Genomic DNA, 20,000 nt, shown 5'->3' on the forward strand with positions numbered 1-20,000 from the left:
AACCAATGAAACGGCCTGAAATTATTGGTGATAACAGTTAATTTCTTATAACATATAAGAGGGATTTTATGGATAACTTAGAATTATAGCTGAATAAGTAATCAAAGTTAAAATTAGAAAAGAAATACGAATTAAATGTTAATGCTCAGTTATAGGTTGCAACAAAATCAGGTAATACCGTGATTAATATACAGTAGTGCAATGACACGTTATAAAATAAACGGAGTATGCATTTAAAAAGGAAAATCAATTTTTTTCGATTTATGAGAATATTTATTCTATTTTTATAAATCATTGTGCACAATATCAGCTTGAATTTATAAGTAATACGGTGCTAATATTCTGATGATTAGTAGCTAGAAATTTCAGAAAGTATTTGAAATAGGTTCAGGGAGCTAGTCTACTAAGGTATTGGAACATTTTGGGGTGTAACAAGAAATATAAATTTATAAGGGGGAGATTTCAATGGAAAAGTATAAATTTAATATGCAAAAATTAGCACGGGATTCTGTTGATCGAAAAGTCAGATTTAAGCTTTATAAAGCCGGCACACGCTGGTTAGTTGCTGGTATGGCAACACTGACTTTTGGGTTAACAGCTTTTTCTTTACCTGGACAAGTGAAAGCGGATACGGCAGCATCTACTAATAACGGTGATGCAAGTACGACAGGACGAAATGCAACCGCTGCCAAACAAGTAGTTTTGAAAAGTTCTCAAAATAACGCTGCTAGCGGTTCAACAAATACGCCGGCTGCAACACCCGCACCAACAGCACCTACCAATACTGGCACTCAAAGTCCGGCCAAGGCAACGAGCACTACTGGTTCAACGACAGACGGTGCTAACGGTAGTTCTGTAACAGCTAATCAGCCAGCTAAAAATGCTGATTCCAGCACCGGTACAGACTCCAGTCAGAATAATAATAGTTCAGCAGCAGAACAAAAGCTTAGTCAAGTGGATGCTGTTAGTGCACCTGAAGCACCAGCTGCACAATCAGCAAACGCTGCTGCTCAAGACGCGACTGATAATGCTTCAGATGTATCGCTTAACAGTGCTGATAATAAAGTGACCTTGACTCAATCGGATGCAACTAGCGGTAAGGGAACTTTTGCTTTCGGTAATAATATGCTTACTCTCACTGATAAAGACGGTAAGACTTCAACGATTGATTTTAACCAATTTGGACAGCCTAATACTATTAACGTTAATAACAGTACACCTCAACCGCTTACCGTTAATTTACCAGGTCAAAAAGGGAGCACCACTGTTTCTAAGAATGCTGATGGTTCGTCCACTTTTTACTTCCCAGATGGAACTAAAGACGTGGTTAAACCAGGTGATACTACACAGCAGACTATTTCAACTGGCGGTAGTTTCGTTACTAATTCAGATGGAACGATTACCTTTACAAATCCAGATAAAACAGTGACCAAGATTGATCCTAAGAAGGATGCACAACCAATAAACGATAAAACGACAGTTGTCTTTGTACCTAAAGGTGATACTAGTATTCAACCTAGTGAAATGACTGGTAATGGCACATTCGTTGTTAATCCTAGTGGGACGATCACTTTTACTGACCAAAGCGGAAAAACTTTGACAATTGATCCTAACAATCTTGGTAAGCCGACGATTGTCAATTCTTATAAAAATAGTGGTACCGTCACGACACCACCACTCATTCTTCCGGCCTTACGTGGTAAAAATGGTGATGTTACGTATCTTAGCGCTACAAATATTACGGGCAATTCATTAACCTTTAAAACTGAAAGCCAAGATGGCACATACACAAGTACCTTTAAAGTTAAACTAGGTGACAAAGGTTACTTTCCAAATGGTGCAGACTATGCTATTGATTCAAGTGGTGTTTTTTCCGTTACATCTCCAGATGGTAGTAGGTATACCATTAATCCTTACAAGATTGGTGGCTATCCGACTGCTAGTGATAGCAAGGTCATGAATGCTGCTATTCCTGTAGAAACTGCTGATCAGAAGACTACTACGTACATTTACACAGGCGAGTTGACTAAAGATGGTCAAAAAATTCTTCACAGTTCTGATGGTACGAGTACGGTAGTTAAAATCGGCGATAAGGTTACCTTACCAAATGGAGTCGTTTGTACGGGTTTTCCTGATGGAACAATTGGTCTTGAATCTATAGACCAATCTGGGACCCCTGTAGAGGAAGATATTGATCTCAATTTGGGCACTCAAAACCCTAACGTTAATGGCATAGATAAGACAACTGTAATCTATGTCGCCAATAAAGATGGCAATGGTGGCAACAACGTCAATATTACTTCTCGAGCGGATGGCACCATTTTAATCACTAATCCAGATGGCAGCACACAAGCTCTTAAAGTTGGTGACAAAGGCGTATTAGATTTAAATGAAATGCCTTATGTGGTTAACCCAGATGGGAGCTTAACCCTTACAAATCCAGATAAAACAACGACTACTGTTGACCCTAAGAACGGAATATCAGGTGGAGTTACTAACGGGAGCGTTGAAGGCACTGTTAAGACGACCGCAATTTTTATCCCATACAATAACGTTAAGCAATACACGCCTTCAAATAATCCAGAAAGTTTAGATTTAACCAAGACAGTTACTGAAAATATCATTTATCAGACTGCTGATGGCACCCATTTGGATCAAGATAACGGCATCCAAAATGTAGCATTTTATCGGACAGCTACCACAAAAGAAGACGGTAGCAGCGACATGGACTACTCTGACTGGACAACTAACCCAAGTGGTATTTCTGAAAAGAATACTGATAATTCGGATGACAAAAAAGCAACTATTAACAAAGTGCCTGATTACATTGTGAACTCGCAGGAAGGCTACACCTTTAGCAATGCTACGACTGCTTTGGACAAGCTAGCTGCCACTGCTGGTAACGAAGATGTTGCTATTACTGGTGCTAATGACGTTGTTACGCGGACATTAATATATAAAAAGAATGTTGATATACAACCAGTTGATGGCACACCTGAAACTGTTAAACGGACAATTCACTTTGTGGATCAAAAAGGTGCAACGCTCCATCCTGATATCGTTCAAACAATTACGTTTGGAACAAAAGTAATTAAAGATGCTCAAGGTAATCAAAAAGTGGTTTCCTATATTCCTAAGTCTTCCGATGAAGATGGTGATGGGACTGCCGATACAACGCCTAACAAGATTTTTACCTCTATTGATTCACCTATCGTTAAGGGCTACACACCGGATAACGTTAAAGTTGATGATCAAAACGTGCCACTGCAAGTTGATGGGACGCTGTCAGATCTTCAAACTACGGTAACGTATACTAAGGCACCGACTGTATCGGTTGATGCAGGTACTCCGACTGCTGATAAAACGGGTACCACTTATCAAATGACAATTAATGGACAGCCAGCTGGTTCATTTACAGTTAAAAATGGTGCTAAAGGTGATCCAGGTCAAGATGGTGGCACACTAACTGTTGATCCGGCTAACCCCGCGACTGGTACGGATGCAAATGGGAACCCAACTACGACTTATCACTTCATTATCACCAAGCCAGATGGCACAAAGACTGATGGTGGTTCACTGACAGTTAAAGACGGTAAGAATGGTGATACACCAACTATCGATCAAAGCAAGACGACGACTGATAAGGACGGTAATGAGGTTTATACGCTTGTAGATAGTAAGGGTAATTCACTCGGAACTTTAACTGCTCCTAAAGGTATTAAAGGCGATACTGGTGCCAAAGGTGATCGAGGTGCTGATGGTTCATCACCAGTTCTCTTACCAATCACTGATAAAGATGGTAACGCAGCTGGCTATACAATCTTCATTGATAACAAACCAGCCGGAACGATTATGAATGGTAAAGATGGTGCTACACCAACCATTGACCCAGCACAAACCAAGATTGATGCAGATGGCAATACCACGTATGTATTAGTCGACGGTGCTGGCAAGACAGTTGGTACATTCACAGCTACCAAAGGTGCCAAGGGTGATACAGGTGCTCAAGGTATCCAGGGTGTTGCCGGTAAAAATGGGACTACACCAACGCTTGATCCAACGAAGACGACAACTGGTACTGATAAAGATGGTAATCCAACAACGACTTACCACTTCATTATCACCAAGCCAGATGGAACTACTACTGATGGCGGTTCACTGACAGTCAAGGATGGTAAAGATGGTACTAACGGTGATACCCCAACCATTGATTCAAGCAAGACCACGACAGATAAAGATGGCAACAAGGTTTATACATTCGTAGACAGTAAAGGTAATTCACTTGGGACCTTGACCGCACCTAAAGGTGAGACTGGCGCTACCGGTGCAACTGGTGCTGCTGGTAAGAATGGTAAGGCACCACAAGTTGAACCAATTAAAGATGCCAATGGTAAGACAACGGGCTACAGTTTCTTCTACACGGATGATAACGGTAATAAGGTACCACTGGGTACGGTTGACGCACCAAAAGATGGGACTAATGGTGATACCCCAACTATCGATCAAAGCAAGACGACGACTGATAAGGACGGTAATGAGGTTTACACGCTTGTAGATAGTAAGGGAAATTCACTAGGGACTTTAACGGCTCCTAAGGGTGCCCAAGGTGTACAAGGTAAACAAGGTGATCCAGGAACTTCACCAGTTATCACACCAACGACTGATGATAAAGGTAAGTCAACTGGCTACACGATTACTGATGGCAAGAACACGGTCACTGTTACTAACGGTAAAGATGGCGTAACGCCAAGCTTTACCAAGACTGACACTGGCTACGATATCATGTTGAATGGTACCAAAGTTGGTACACTCGACAATGGTAAAGATGGCGCCACCCCAATGGTTACTACCAAGCCTGCTTATGACAAAGATAATCATGTAATCGGTACTACATTGGTTATTAACGGCCGAGATGAAGATACGATTTTGAACGGTGCTACTGGTGCCCAAGGACCACAAGGTGACAAAGGTGATCCTGGTGCTACACCAGTTATTACTGCTGATAAAGACAACAGTGGCAAGCCGAATGGAAGTTATACCATTACGGTTAATGGTCAGCCTGTTGGGAGTTTGCATGATGGTAAAGACGGTGCAACACCGAAATTTACTGAAATTAAGGGTACGGATGGTACAGTTACTGGTTACACCATCACTGTTAACGGCACGGCGGTTGGTAATATTACCAATGGTAAAGACGGCAAGCCTGGTTCAGTTGTAACCGTTAAGCCGGTTACTGATCCGAAGACTAATGCCCAAACGGGTGTCACTCTGGTCATTGACGGCCATGATGCTGGTACTGTCATGGATGGTAAAGATGGTGCACAAGGGCCACAAGGTGATCCTGGTAAGTCAGCAACTATCACACCAACGACTGATGCTCAAGGTAAGCCAAATGGTTACACAATCACTGATGGTAACGGTAAGACAGTTACTGTGACGAACGGTAAAGACGGTGCAACACCAAGCTTTACCAAGACCGACACCGGCTACGATATCATGTTGAATGGTACTAAAGTTGGGTCACTCGACAATGGTCGAGATGGTGCTACACCAATGGTTACCACGAAGCCCGCTTATGACGATAAGAATAATGTAATCGGTACCACATTGGTTATTAACGGTCGGAATGAAGATACGATTTTGAACGGTACTAACGGTGCTAAAGGTGACAAAGGCGATCCTGGTGCTACACCAGTTATTACTGCTGATAAAGATAAGAGCGGTAATCCAACTGGCAGTTATACCATTACGGTTAATGGTCAGCCTGCTGGTACCTTGCATGATGGTAAAGATGGTTCTACACCGAAATTTACTGAAAACAAGGGTACAGATGGTAAAGTTACTGGCTACACCATCACTGTTGATGGTGTGACTGTTGGTACACTCAACAATGGTCAAGATGGCAAGCCTGGTTCAGTTGTAACCACTAAGGCAGTTACTGATGAGGCTGGTAATAAGATTGGTGTCCAGCTGTTCGTCGATGGTCAAGACGGCGGTACTATTTTGAACGGTGCCCAAGGTCCACAAGGCCCACAAGGTCCACAAGGTGATTCACCAGTTATCACACCAGATCTTGACGCAAACGGTCAGCCTACTGGCACTTACACCATTAAAGTTGGTAAAGATACTGTTGGTACCCTGAGAAATGGTAAAGATGGGTCTACTCCTAAATTTACTGAAACTAAAGATACTCAAGGAAATGTAACCGGATACGATATCACAGTTGACGGTAACAAAGTTGGCAGCCTCAAGAACGGAACTAACGGTACTAATGGTAAAGATGGCGTTACGCCTGTAATTACCACCACACCAGAATTGGCTGCTGATGGTCGGACGGTGATTGGCAATACGATTACCATTACCACACCAGGTTCTAAGGACAAGCCACAAGTATTTAACGTGGCGAATGGTAAAGATGCTCAGACACCATCAGTTAAAGAAATTGATAATGGTGATGGGACTAAGTCTTATGAATTCTACCTGCCAGGTAAAAATGCTGATGGTTCCGATGATACGAATTTGGGTACCGTTGCTGCACCTAAAGATGGTCAGTCCATTACCGTTACAGGTACTACTACTGACGAGAATGGCAACACAGTTGTGAAGTTTTCTGACGGGAAGACGGCCACAATTTCTAAAGGTGTCAAGGGTGACAAAGGTGATAAGGGTGATACTGGTGCTAACGGTTCATCACCAGTTCTCTTACCAATTACTGATAAAGACGGTAACGCAGCTGGTTACACGATCTTCATTGATAACAAACCAGCCGGAACAATTATGAATGGTAAAAATGGGACTACCCCAACCATTGACCCGGCCCAAACCAAGACTGATGGAGATGGCAATACCACTTATGTATTAGTCGATGGCGCTGGTAAGACAGTTGGTACATTCACTGCTGCTAAGGGTGCTAAAGGTGATACTGGTGCTGCCGGCAAAGATGGTAGCACACCAACAGTTGATCCAAACCATATTACTCATGGTACGGATGGCGACGGCAACCCAACCACAACCTATCACTTCATTATCACCAAGCCAGATGGCACAACCACTGATGGCGGTTCATTGACAATTACCGATGGTAAGAATGGTACTAATGGTGACACACCGAAAATCGATTCAAGCAAGACCACGACCGACAAAGACGGTAATGAAGTTTATACGTTTGTAGATAGTAAAGGTAACCCAGTTGGCACTTTAACTGCACCTAAAGGCGATACTGGTGCCACTGGTGCTAAAGGTGACAAGGGTGACGCCGGTACGAATGGTCAAACGCCACAAGTCAAAGAAGTTACTGATAAGACTACTGGCAAGACTCAATACGAGTTCTACATCACTAACCCAGATGGCTCAACTAAGACGATTAGCACTGTCGATGCACCTAAAGATGGTAAAGATGGTCAAACGCCATTAGTTGAACCCGTTAAAGATGCTACTGGTAAGACGACCGGCTACAACTTCTACTACACCAACGATAAGGGCCAAAAGGTCTCGCTTGGCACGGTAGACGCACCTAAAGATGGTACGAATGGTAAAGATGGTACGAATGGTAAAGATGGTGCTGCACCAACAATTGATCCTAAACAAACCACGACTGATACAGATGGCAATACCACTTATGTATTCGTTGACAGCGCTGGTAAGACAGTTGGCACGATCACTGCTGCTAAGGGTGCTAAAGGCGATACTGGTGCCACTGGTGCTGCCGGCAAAGATGGTAGTACACCAACAATTGATCCAAGCAAGACCACGACCGATAAAGACGGTAATAAAGTTTATACACTCGTAGATGATAAAGGCAATACAGTTGGGACTTTAACCGCACCTAAAGGCGACAAAGGTGATACTGGTGCTAAGGGTGCTGATGGTTCATCACCAGTTCTCTTACCAATTACAGATAAAGATGGTAACGCAGCTGGCTACACAATCTTCATTGACAATAAACCAGCTGGAACGATTACCAATGGTAAGAACGGTAAAGATGGTAGCACACCAACACTTGACCCAACTAAAACCACTACTGGTACAGATAGTAATGGTAATCCAACTACGACTTATCATTTCACTATCACCAATCCAGATGGCACAAAGGGTGATGGTGGATCACTAACGGTTAAAGATGGTAAGAATGGTGATACACCAACAGTTGATCCTAAGCAGACAACGACTGATAAAGATGGCAATACCACTTATGTATTAGTCGACGGTGCTGGCAAGACAGTTGGTAAGTTCACTGCTAACAAGGGTGATAAAGGTGATACACCAATTATTGATTCAACCAAGACTACTACTGGTAAGGATGCCAATGGGAACCCAACCACGACTTATCATTTCACTATCACCAATCCAGATGGCACAAAGGGTGATGGCGGTTCACTGACCGTTACCAATGGTAAAGCTGGCGATACACCGAAGATCGATCCAAGCAAGACGACGACCGATGCAAATGGCAACAAGGTTTATACGTTTGTAGATAGTAATGGTAATTCACTAGGAACCTTGACTGCACCTAAGGGCGATAAAGGTGACACCGGTGCTAAGGGTGCTGACGGTTCATCACCGGTGCTCTTACCAATCACTGATAAAGATGGTAATGCAGCTGGTTACACGGTCTTCATTGATAATAAACCAGCTGGAACGATTATGAATGGTAAGAATGGTGTCGATGGTAAAGATGGTACTACACCAACACTTGACGCATCTAAGACTACTACTGGTACTGATAAAGATGGTAATCCAACTACGACTTATCACTTTGTTATCACTAAGCCAGATGGCACAACCACTGATGGCGGTACACTGACAGTTAAAGATGGTAAGGACGGTAAGAATGGTGATACACCAACAGTTGATCCTAAACAGACCACGACTGATGCAAATGGCAATACCACTTATGTATTAGTCGACGGCACTGGCAAGACAGTTGGTACATTTACTGCTAACAAGGGTGCTAAAGGCGACAAAGGTGATACACCAACCATTGATCCAACCAAGACCACTACTGGTACTGATAAAGATGGTAATCCAACTACGACTTATCACTTCACTATCACCAATCCAGATGGCACAAAGGGCGATGGCGGTCAACTGACCGTTACCAATGGTAAACCTGGTTCAGTTGTAACAACTAAGCCGCTTATGGGAACTGATGGTAAGACTCAAATTGGGACCACGTTGGTCATTGACGGCAAGGATTCCGGTACCATTTTGAACGGTGTCAAAGGCGACAAAGGTGATAAGGGTGATACTGGTGCCACAGGTGCTTCACCAATTATGACGCCAACCACTGATAAAGATGGTAACGTCACTGGTTACAACATCACAATTGATGGCAAGCCAGCCGGGACGATTACCAATGGTAAAGACGGCTCAACGCCTCAATTTACCGAAACTAAAGATGGTCAAGGTAATGTAAACGGTTACGACATCATGGTTGACGGTAACAAAGTTGGCAGTATCAAGAACGGCACCAATGGTACTAACGGTACTGATGGAATTTCTCCAGTAATCACTACAACACCATTGTTGAGTGCTGATGGTAAGACGGTCATCGGTAACACAATCACTATTACGAAGCCGGGTTCTACTGACGCACCACAAGTTGTTAACGTGACAAATGGTAAAGATGGTCAAACACCATCGGTTAAGGAAGTTACGGATCAAGCGGGGAACAAGACGCTTGAATTCTACCTGCCAGGTACTAAAGGTGACGGTTCCGATGATACGATTTTGGGTACAATTGCTGCACCTAAAGATGGTATTAACGGTAAAGATGGTCAAACACCACAAGTTAAGCCTGGTGTTGATAAAGATGGCAACGCGGACTACGAGTTCTACATTACTAATCCAGACGGTTCTACCAAGATAATTGGTACAGTTGCCGCACCTAAAGACGGCACCAACGGTAAAGATGGCGCAACCCCAACGGTTAAACCACACACTGGTGCTGACGGTAAGCAAGACGGTTACACCTACACTCTAAACGGTGTTGATTACACTGTTTTGAATGGTAAAGATGGGCAGAATGGTACTAACGGTAAAGATGGTGCCAATGGTAAGGATGCTGAAGTCACCAGCTCAACCACTGATAAAGATGGCAACACAGTGGTTACCTTTAATGATGGCAAGTCGATCACCGTTGCTAAAGGTGATAAGGGCGCTGATGGTCAAACGCCATTAGTTAAGGAAGTTACCGATAAGACTACTGGCAAGACTTCATACGAGTTCTACCTGCCAGGTACTAAGGGCGACGGTTCTGATGATACGATCTTGGGTACGGTTGATGCGCCTAAGGATGGTATCAACGGTATTAATGGTAAAGACGGTCAGACGCCACAAGTTAAGCCTGGTGTTGATAAAGATGGCAACGCGGACTACGAGTTCTACATTACTAACCCAGACGGTTCTACCAAGACAGTTGGTACAGTTGCTGCACCTAAAGATGGTAAAGATGGCGCAACCCCAACGGTTAAACCGCACACTGGTGCTGACGGTAAGCAAGACGGTTACACCTACACTCTGAACGGCGTTGATTACACTATCTTGAATGGTAAAGATGGCCAGAATGGTAAAGACGGTCAAAACGGTAAGGACTTGAAAGTCACTGGGCAAACTACTGATAAAGATGGCAACACACTGGTTACCTTCAGTGATGGTTCAACGGTCACAGTAGATAAAGGTAAAGACGGTACTGCTGGCAAAGATGGTCAAACGCCGCAAGTTAAGGCGGGCACTGATAAAGATGGTAATGCAATCTACGAATTCTATCTACCGGGTACTAAGCCAGATGGCTCCGATGATACGATCTTGGGTACGGTTTCTGCACCTAAGGACGGAATCAATGGTAAAGATGGTGCTGCTGGTAAAGATGGTCAAACACCACAGGTTAAGGCTGTTAAGAATGACGATGGTACGACATCATATGAGTTCTACATTACTAACCCAGACGGTTCTACCAAGATAGTTGGGACAGTTGCTGCACCTAAAGATGGTACTAACGGTAAAGATGGTCAGACTCCAACGGTTAAGCCACACACTGGTACTGACGGTAAGCAAGACGGCTTCACTTACACTCTGAATGGTGTTGATTACACTGTTTTGAATGGTAAAGATGGTCAGAATGGTACTAACGGTACCGACGGCAAGGACTTGAAAGTCACTGGTCAAACTATCGATAAGGATGGCAATACAGTAATTACCTTCAGTGATGGATCAAATGTCACAGTTGACAAAGGTCAAAACGGTGCTGCTGGTAAAGATGGTCAAACACCTTCAGTTAAGGAAGTTACCGATAAGACTACTGGCAAGACTTCATACGAATTTTATCTGCCAGGTACTAAAGGCGACGGTTCCGACGATACGATCCTAGGTACGGTTGATGCGCCTAAGGACGGCATTAACGGTACTAATGGTAAAGATGGTCAAACACCACAGGTTAAGGCCAGTGTTGATAAAAATGGCAATGCTGACTATGAGTTCTACATTACTAATCCAGATGGTTCTACCAAGACGGTTGGGACAGTTGCTGCACCTAAAGATGGTAAAGATGGCGCAACCCCAACGGTTAAACCACACACTGGTGCTGACGGTAAGCAAGACGGCTATACCTATACGCTGAACGGTGTTGATTACACTGTTTTGAATGGTAAAGACGGTCAGAATGGTAAAGATGGTGCCAACGGTAAGGACTTGACAGTCACTGGTCAAACTACTGATAAAGATGGCAACACAGTGGTTAACTTCAGTGATGGCAACACAGTTACAGTTCCTAAGGGTGCCAAAGGTGCCGATGGTCAAACGCCACTGGTTAAGGAAGTTACGGATCAAGCTGGCAACAAGACACTTGAATTCTATCTGCCAGGTACTAAGGCTGATGGTTCCGATGATACGATTTTGGGTACGATTGCCGCACCTAAGGATGGTACCAACGGAAAAGATGGTCAAACCCCACAAGTTAAGGAAGTTGTTGGTACTGATGGTACGAAGTCATACGAGTTCTTCATCACTAATCCAGATGGTTCTACCAAGATAGTTGGTACAGTTGCTGCACCTAAAGATGGTAAAGACGGTATCAATGGTAAAGATGGTCAAACCCCAACCGTTACACCGTACACTGGTGCTGACGGTAAGCAAGACGGTTACACTTACACTCTGAACGGTGTTCCTTACACTGTCTTGAATGGTAAAGACGGTCAGAATGGTAAAGATGGTGCCAACGGCAAGGACTTGACAATTACTGATAAAACTATCGATAAGGATGGTAATACAATCGTTACCTTCAGCGATGGCTCAAATATCACGATTGATAAAGGCAAAGACGGTGCTGCTGGCAAAGATGGTCAAACGCCACAAGTTAAAGCTGGTACTGATAAAGATGGCAATGCAATCTACGAATTCTACCTGCCAGGTGCTAAAGGTGATGGTTCCGATGATACGATCTTGGGTACGGTTGACGCACCTAAGGACGGAATTAACGGTAAAGATGGCGCTGCCGGCAAAGATGCCCAGACACCACAAGTTAAGGCTGTTAAGAATGACGATGGCACAACATCATACGATTTCTACATCACTAACCCAGATGGTTCCGTCAAGACGGTTGGTACAGTTGCTGCACCTAAAGATGGTAAAGATGTGCAGACCCCAACGGTTAAACCGCACACTGATGCTGACGGTAAACAAGACGGCTTCACCTATACTCTGAACGGTGTTGATTACACTGTTTTGAATGGTAAAGATGGCCAGAATGGTACTAACGGTAAAGATGGTGCCAATGGTAAGGATGCTGAAGTCACCAGCTCAACCATTGATAAAGATGGTAACACAGTGATTACTTTTAATGATGGTAAGACAGTCACAGTTCCTAAGGGTGCTAAAGGTGCTGATGGTCAAACGCCTTCAGTTAAGGAAGTTACTGATCAAGCTGGCAACAAGACGCTTGAATTCTATCTGCCAGGTACTAAGGCTGATGGTTCCGATGATACGATTTTGGGTACGATTGCTGCACCTAAGGATGGAATTAACGGGACTAACGGTAAAGATGGCCAGACACCACAAGTTAAGCCTGGTGTTGATAAAGATGGTAACGCTGACTACGAGTTCTACATCACTAACCCAGACGGTTCTACCAAGACAGTTGGTACAGTTGCCGCACCTAAAGATGGTAAAGACGGTACGAATGGTAAAGATGGTCAAACACCTACAGTTTCACCACACACCGATGCCAAAGGCAATGTTGATGGCTACACCTTCACGCTGAATGGTATTCCTTACACTGTTAAGAATGGTACCGATGGTAAAGCTGCAACTGTTACGAACACAAGCACCGACAAAGATGGCAATACAGTCATTACCTTCAGCGATGGCTCACAAGTTGTTGTCGATAAGGGTGACAAGGGTGATCCTGGTACAAACGGTACTAATGGTAAAGATGGTCAAACACCACAGATCAAGGCTGTTAAGGGCAACGATGGTACAACTCAATACGAGTTCTACATTACTAACCCAGATGGATCGACCAAGACAGTTGGCACTGTCACTGCACCTAAGGATGGTGTAGACGGTAAAGATGGCCAGACACCATTAGTTGAACCCGTTAAGGATGCCAATGGTAAGACGGTCAGCTACAACTTCTATTACACCAACGATAAGGGCCAGAAGGTCTCACTTGGTACAGTAGACGCACCTAAAGATGGTCAAGATGGTCAAACACCAACAGTTTCACCACACACCGATGCCAATGGTAATGTTGATGGTTACACCTTCACACTTAATGGCACTGATTACACCGTTAAGAATGGTACTAATGGAACTAACGGTACGAATGGCAAAGATGGTGCTGACGGTAAGGATGCAACTGTCGAGAGCACGACCACCGACAAAGATGGCAATACAGTCATTACCTTCGGCGATGGCTCAACGGTCACAGTTGATAAAGGTAAAGATGGCACTGCTGGTAAAGATGGTCAGACTCCACAAGTCAAAGCGGTTAAGAACGACGATGGTACGACTTCATATGAGTTCTACACCACTAACCCAGACGGCTCGACCAAGGTTATTAGCACTGTCGCTGCACCTAAAGATGGCGTGGATGGTAAAGATGGTCAGACACCATTAATTGAACCCGTTAAGGACCCGACTACTGGTAAGACGGTCAGCTACAACTTCTACTACACTAACGATAAGGGCCAGAAGGTCTCACTTGGTACAGTAGATGCACCGAAAGATGGAACTAACGGTACGAATGGTAAAGATGGCGCTAACGGTAAGGATGCAACTATTAAGAGCACAACTACCGACAAGGATGGTAACACGGTAATTACCTTCGGCGATAACTCAACGGTCACAGTTGATAAGGGTAAAGATGCTCAAACACCACAGGTTAAGGCTGTTAAGAATGATGATGGCACGACTTCATACGAGTTCTACACCACTAACCCAGACGGTTCTACCAAGATTGTTGGGACGGTTGCAGCACCTAAAGATGGAACTTCGGTTACTGTAACTGGTACTTCTACCGATCCTAATGGCAATACCGTAGTCACCTTCTCCGATGGCAAGACAGCAACAATTGCTAAAGGCAAGGACGGCACTAACGGTACCAATGGTAAGGATGGCGTCACACCAATCATTACCACGACACCAATCAAGGATGCTCAAGGTAACGTTACCGGTTCAACCATTGTCATTACGACACCTGGTTCAACCGATAAACCACAAGTTATCAACGTGACGAATGGTAAAGATGGTGCCACACCAACCCTGATTCCAGAAAAGGATGCTAATGGCAACATTACCGGTTACGCGATTACGATCAACGGTAATTCTGCCGGCGAGATCAAGAATGGTAAAGATGGTTCTACCATTACAACTAAGCCAGTAACTGACAAGGATGGTAACTCAATTGGGATCACACTTGCGATTGATGGCAAGGATGCCGGGACTATTTTGAACGGTACGAATGGTAAATCACCAGTCTTAACACCAATTACTGATGCTAACGGCAAGACCACTGGTTACACGATTTCAATCGATAATCAGCCGGCTGGTACCATCACTGATGGTAAAGATGGTTCAACACCTGACTTTACAGCAACCAAGGACGATAAAGGAAATGTAACCGGCTACACCATCACCATTGATGGCAAGCCGGTTGGCACGATCGCTAATGGTAAAGACGGTAAAGATGGCGCTACTCCAATGATCACGACGATTCCTGAAAAGGATGCTGACGGTAAGACAATTGGCACGATCGTTACCATTTCAACGCCAGGTTCAGACCAAGCACCGCAGACTATCACCATTACTAACGGTAAGAACGGTACTAATGGTCAGGCCCCACAAGTTAAGGCAGTCAAGAACGCCGATGGGACAACCTCATATGAGTTCTACACTGTTGGACCGGATGGCAAAGAAATCTCCGCCGGTACTGTGGATGCACCAAAAGATGGTACAAACGGTAAAGATGGCAAGAGCATTACCGTTACAAATACTGCTACCGACGATAAAGGCAACACAGTCATTACCTTTAGCGATGGCACAAAAGCAACGGTTGCTAAAGGTCAAGACGGTAAAGACGGCGTTAACGGTAAAGATGGTCAAACACCTGAAGTTGAACCAATCAAGGATCCTGCGACTGGCAAGACGGTCAGCTACAACTTCTACTACACCAACGATAAGGGTCAAAAGGTTTCACTTGGTACGGTAGATGCACCGAAAGACGGTACGAACGGTAAAGATGGTCAAACACCGCAAGTTAAGCCGCGTTACGATGCTAACGGTAAAGTTGATGGCTGGGACTACGTTTTGAACGGTACGAATTATATCGTGATGAATGGTAAAGACGGCGCAACGCCAACGGTTAAGCCACACTACGATACTAATCATGACGTTGATGGCTACACCTTCACTTTGAACGGTACGAATTACTTCGTGAAGAATGGTATCAATGGTAAAGACGGCGTTAACGGTAAAGATGGTCAAAACGGCAAAGACGGCAAAGATGGTAAGGACGGTCAGACACCTCAAGTTAAGGCTGTTAAGAACGCCGACGGAACAACCTCTTACGAATTCTATGTAACCGACCAAAATGGTAAAGAAACCACTGTTGGCACGGTCAAAGCACCTAAAGACGGTGTGGATGGTAAGACCCCTCAAGTTGAACCGGTCAAGGACGCTTCTGGTAAGACAGTCGCTTACAACTTCTACTACACTGACGATACTGGCAAGAAGGTATCTGTTGGTAAGGTCGATGCACCTGCTGATGGTAAAGATGGCACAGTAACAACGATCAAAGCACACAATGGTGCTGATGGTAAAGCTGATGGCTGGACCCTTACCTTGGACGGTACTGATTACGTCATTAAGAGTGGCGCTGACGGTACTAACGGTACTAATGGAAAGGATGGTAAAGACGGTCAAACACCAGAACTTGATCCTTCAAAGACGGTCACTAACAAGGATGGTTCAAAGACCTACTACTTCGTTAACCCTGATGGCAGTAGCGCTGGTCAAATCACGCTTCCTAATGACGGCAAAGATGGTTCGGGTGTAACGATCAACAATAACAACACTCTGAATGGTAATGGTGATAAGAATCAAGAGTCGAACGGTTCAACGACCAAGGATACCTCAACCACGACTGATACGACGACTAATCCTAATGGCTCAAAGACCGTTAAGACCACTGAGATTACTATTAATCCAGATGGTTCAAAGACCACTAAGACTACGACCACGACGACTCCGGGTGAAAATGGTGCCGATTCTACGACCACTATCAACATTACGACGACTCCTGCTTCAGGCAATGGTGGCAAGGGTACTGATGGCAATGACGGCAAGAATGGTACTAACGGGACCTCTACTGACACTAATAAGACGGTGACGATCACTCATAACAATGATGGTTCAACCACCACCAAGACAGTTACTGAAACGACTGTTACGGATCCTAGCGGTAAGAAGACTACGACGACCACGACTGACACTGAGACGACTCCAGGTAAACCTAGTGACAAGAACACTAGCACCACTACGAATAAGACTGTCACGATCACCAAAAATGGTAAAGGTGGTTTGACAACGACTGAGACCGATATCGTTACGACGGTAACCAACCCAGATGGTAAAAAATCAACTACTACCACCAAAAAGCTTGAAAGAATTCCTGGTGGCGTGACATCACTAAGTGGCAAACCAGGCGATAATACACCGGACAACAATGGTGGTACTGACACACCGGGCAACAACGGTGGTACTGGCACACCAGGCAACAATGGTGGTACCCCAACCACGACTACCAATCCTGGTCAGCCTGGCACCGCAGTTCCTGGTAATAATGGTGGTACCCCAACCACCACTACTGCTACACCGACACCAGGTACCGCTACTCCAAACGGTAATGGCGGTGTAACTACCGAAGCTGGTGAAGGTACGGCTGCTTCCAATGGTAATGGCGGTGTAACTTCTGAAACTGGCGAAGGTACTGCTACTCCAAATGGCGATAATGCCAATGGTGGTATCTCCAGTCAAGTGAGTGCTGGTATGGCACCAATGAGTGAATCAACTAATGGCGGCACTGCAACGATGCAAAGAACTGCAGCAAGTTCACCAAAAGTTGATTTGACCAAGGACTTGAGTACTAGCAACGGTCAAGGAGTTGCCAACGACACGCTGCCACAGACTAATGAAAGCGCAGCCTCAACTTCAGCAATGGTTATGGTAGGCGCTGGCATGACGATTATGGCTGCTACGTTAGCTTACGGTGCAACTCGTCGCAAGCGTCACAGCAACGACGATCACGAGTCACTTTACTAGTCAAAACGACTAGGGCAGTTTGAAATGAGAAAAGCTGCACAACATATTTCAGTATTCGCAATTATGCAACTTTGCTCTTATTAGGGAGGGCGATGTAAAAGTCGCCTTCTCATACATAGCTAAATTACAAGGGGGATAACACGATGACAAAACGAATTAGTATTATTATTGTGGTTAATAGTGCTCGGGAAGATGATCTGGTGATTCCGTTATCATCGATCAACAATCAACTTGGCATTGATTTCCGTGACGTAGAAGTGATTTTGGTGGATAACGGTCAATATCGATTGAGAGATGTCGAGCAATTTCAGCTATTCAAGAATCTCAATATTCGCTACGAAAATCCGGATACCGTTTTGTCGTGGGAAGAAGCCTTTGAGCATGGCGTCCAGTGCGCAACTGGGGAATACGTGATGTTCATGGGACCCAGTGGCTTATTAAACCAAACCAGTGTTATTCAAAGCTTTAGTTCGACGGCTGATCAAAATCCGAACGCCGAAGTATTGACGGGGTTAATTCTGGAACAGGATATCGCCAAGGATCGAACGACTCAGTTCAAGGTTGGCAATAACTATTTGACGGCTTGCGGCCGTTGGTTCAGCCGAACTTTTCTCAATCAATACGGGCTGCATTGGCGCGCAGTGGGCAAATATTCGGATGAGCTGTACAGCCGGTTAGTAAATACGGTGGCCACTAATGACGTCAACGTTAATGAGATCAGTTACGCGCGGTTTATGAGCCGCGATATTCGCTCGGATGTTTTAGCGCCCGTTTCACAGATTGCGTCCACTGAGCGCATTACCATGTTGAGACAGTTTCTTGAAACCATTAAACGGATCGACCCGCAAGCCTACAGCGACGAATTTGCCAAAATTTGTGTACGCTACTATACCCGTCGAAAAGAGATCGCTAATTCGGATCGGGCGTTAGTTGATCAATCCTTCTACCTGCTGGTGGTTCAAAACGCATCCGCTTGGCCAAACGTTCAGTTATTCGTTAACCACATTAAACTTAATGATCAGTCAGTAAACGCGCCTTGGGTCAAGGAACAGCAACTGTTTGACCAGTACATTCAGTCGTTAGATAAAGTTGCTAATACCTCTCAATTCACACAGAATTAGGCTGATTGATGAACGAAGCACCGCTAGATTTCCTGAACTTGGGGATCTAGCGGTGCTTTTACTGTTTCCAAATTTGAGTTATAAATCAGAGTAATCAAAAAAGACTTGTATTTATACGTTTACCTGTTATACTTATTGCAACAAGTTACATCAAAAGCAACAGGAATAATCAGATAAATTAAGGGAGCACATTAAAAATGACAACTTATGCAGTTACAGCATCAACTGGCCGATTTGGTCAACAAGCACTCAAGCAATTAGTCACCAAGGTAGCGAGCAGTGACGTCGTGGCACTGGCCCGCAACGTTGAAAAGGCCAAAAAATTAGTGCCAGCTGGCGTGACAATTCGTCAGGCCGACTACGATCATCCGGAACAGCTGGCAGCAGCGTTAAAGGGTGTGGATCGCTTACTCTTTATTTCCTCGCAACCCGGCGGCCCAGTTTCTCGCCAGCAGCAACACGCTAACGTGATTGCTGCAGCTGAGGTGGATGGCGTTTCTTACATCACCTACACCAGTTTCCCGCACGCGGACACCTCGAAGGCGGCTTTAGCAATCGACCACAAGTACACGGAAGAAGCCATTGCCTCAGCTGGCATCCAGCACAGTTTCCTACGTAACAACTGGTATTTGGAAAACGAACTGCCACGTCTGCAGGCGGCTGCTAACGGCGGCGACTTCCTCTACGCTGGCGGTGATGCTCAGGTTGGCTGGGCACTGGAACGGGAATACGCGGAAGCCGCTGCGGATGTGCTGGCGTCAACCTCTACCAAAGACGTGTACGAATTTGCGGGTAAGGCGCGCTCATACCACGATTTAGCAGCAGGCATCAGCGGTGATTTTGCCATCAAGAACGTGGACGACGCTGCTTATCAGGCCGCACTGGTTGCTAACGGACTTTCAGCTAAGCTGGCAGGCATCATTGCTGGCGGTCAGAAGATGATTCGTGACGGGGTGCTCAGCGAACGCACAACGGCCCTGATCGACGTGCTGGGACATAGCCTGACACCACTACCTGACGCTATCGCAGAAGTGCTTAAAAAATAGTTGCATTAACCGAAGACAG

At 44.8% G+C, this 20,000-nt stretch carries 3 protein-coding genes; all 3 read left to right on the forward strand.

The features are described 5' to 3' along the window. Window positions 1-465: 465 nt before the first annotated feature. The 3 genes from CES79_RS01940 to CES79_RS01950 all read left to right on the forward strand — a co-directional run bounded on the left by CES79_RS01940 (window position 466) and on the right by CES79_RS01950 (window position 19,981). The gene (locus CES79_RS01940) at window positions 466-17,814 is read left to right on the forward strand and encodes a KxYKxGKxW signal peptide domain-containing protein (protein ID WP_089136152.1); all 17,349 of its coding nucleotides are present in this window, start codon (window positions 466-468) and stop codon (window positions 17,812-17,814) included. Window positions 17,815-17,957: 143 nt separating this feature from the next. Beyond that, a complete protein-coding gene (locus CES79_RS01945; RefSeq protein WP_054654822.1) occupies window positions 17,958-18,935 on the forward strand; it encodes a glycosyltransferase family A protein in 978 nt (325 codons plus the stop codon). 197 nt (window positions 18,936-19,132) lie between these two features. Beyond that, a complete protein-coding gene (locus tag CES79_RS01950) occupies window positions 19,133-19,981 on the forward strand; it encodes an NAD(P)H-binding protein (RefSeq protein WP_089136153.1) in 849 nt (282 codons plus the stop codon). Window positions 19,982-20,000: the final 19 nt, after the last annotated feature.

Origin of the sequence: Secundilactobacillus silagei JCM 19001, from assembly GCF_002217945.1 — a bacterium.
GTDB lineage: Bacteria > Bacillota > Bacilli > Lactobacillales > Lactobacillaceae > Secundilactobacillus > Secundilactobacillus silagei.

Bases quoted from the DNA above. Each gene is read 5' to 3' on its own strand.
- CES79_RS01945 (WP_054654822.1), top strand. From the start codon at position 17,958: ATGACAAAACGAATTAGTATTATTATTGTGGTTAATAGTGCTCGGGAA.
- CES79_RS01950 (WP_089136153.1), top strand. From the start codon at position 19,133: ATGACAACTTATGCAGTTACAGCATCAACTGGCCGATTTGGTCAACAA.
- CES79_RS01940 (WP_089136152.1), top strand. From the start codon at position 466: ATGGAAAAGTATAAATTTAATATGCAAAAATTAGCACGGGATTCTGTT.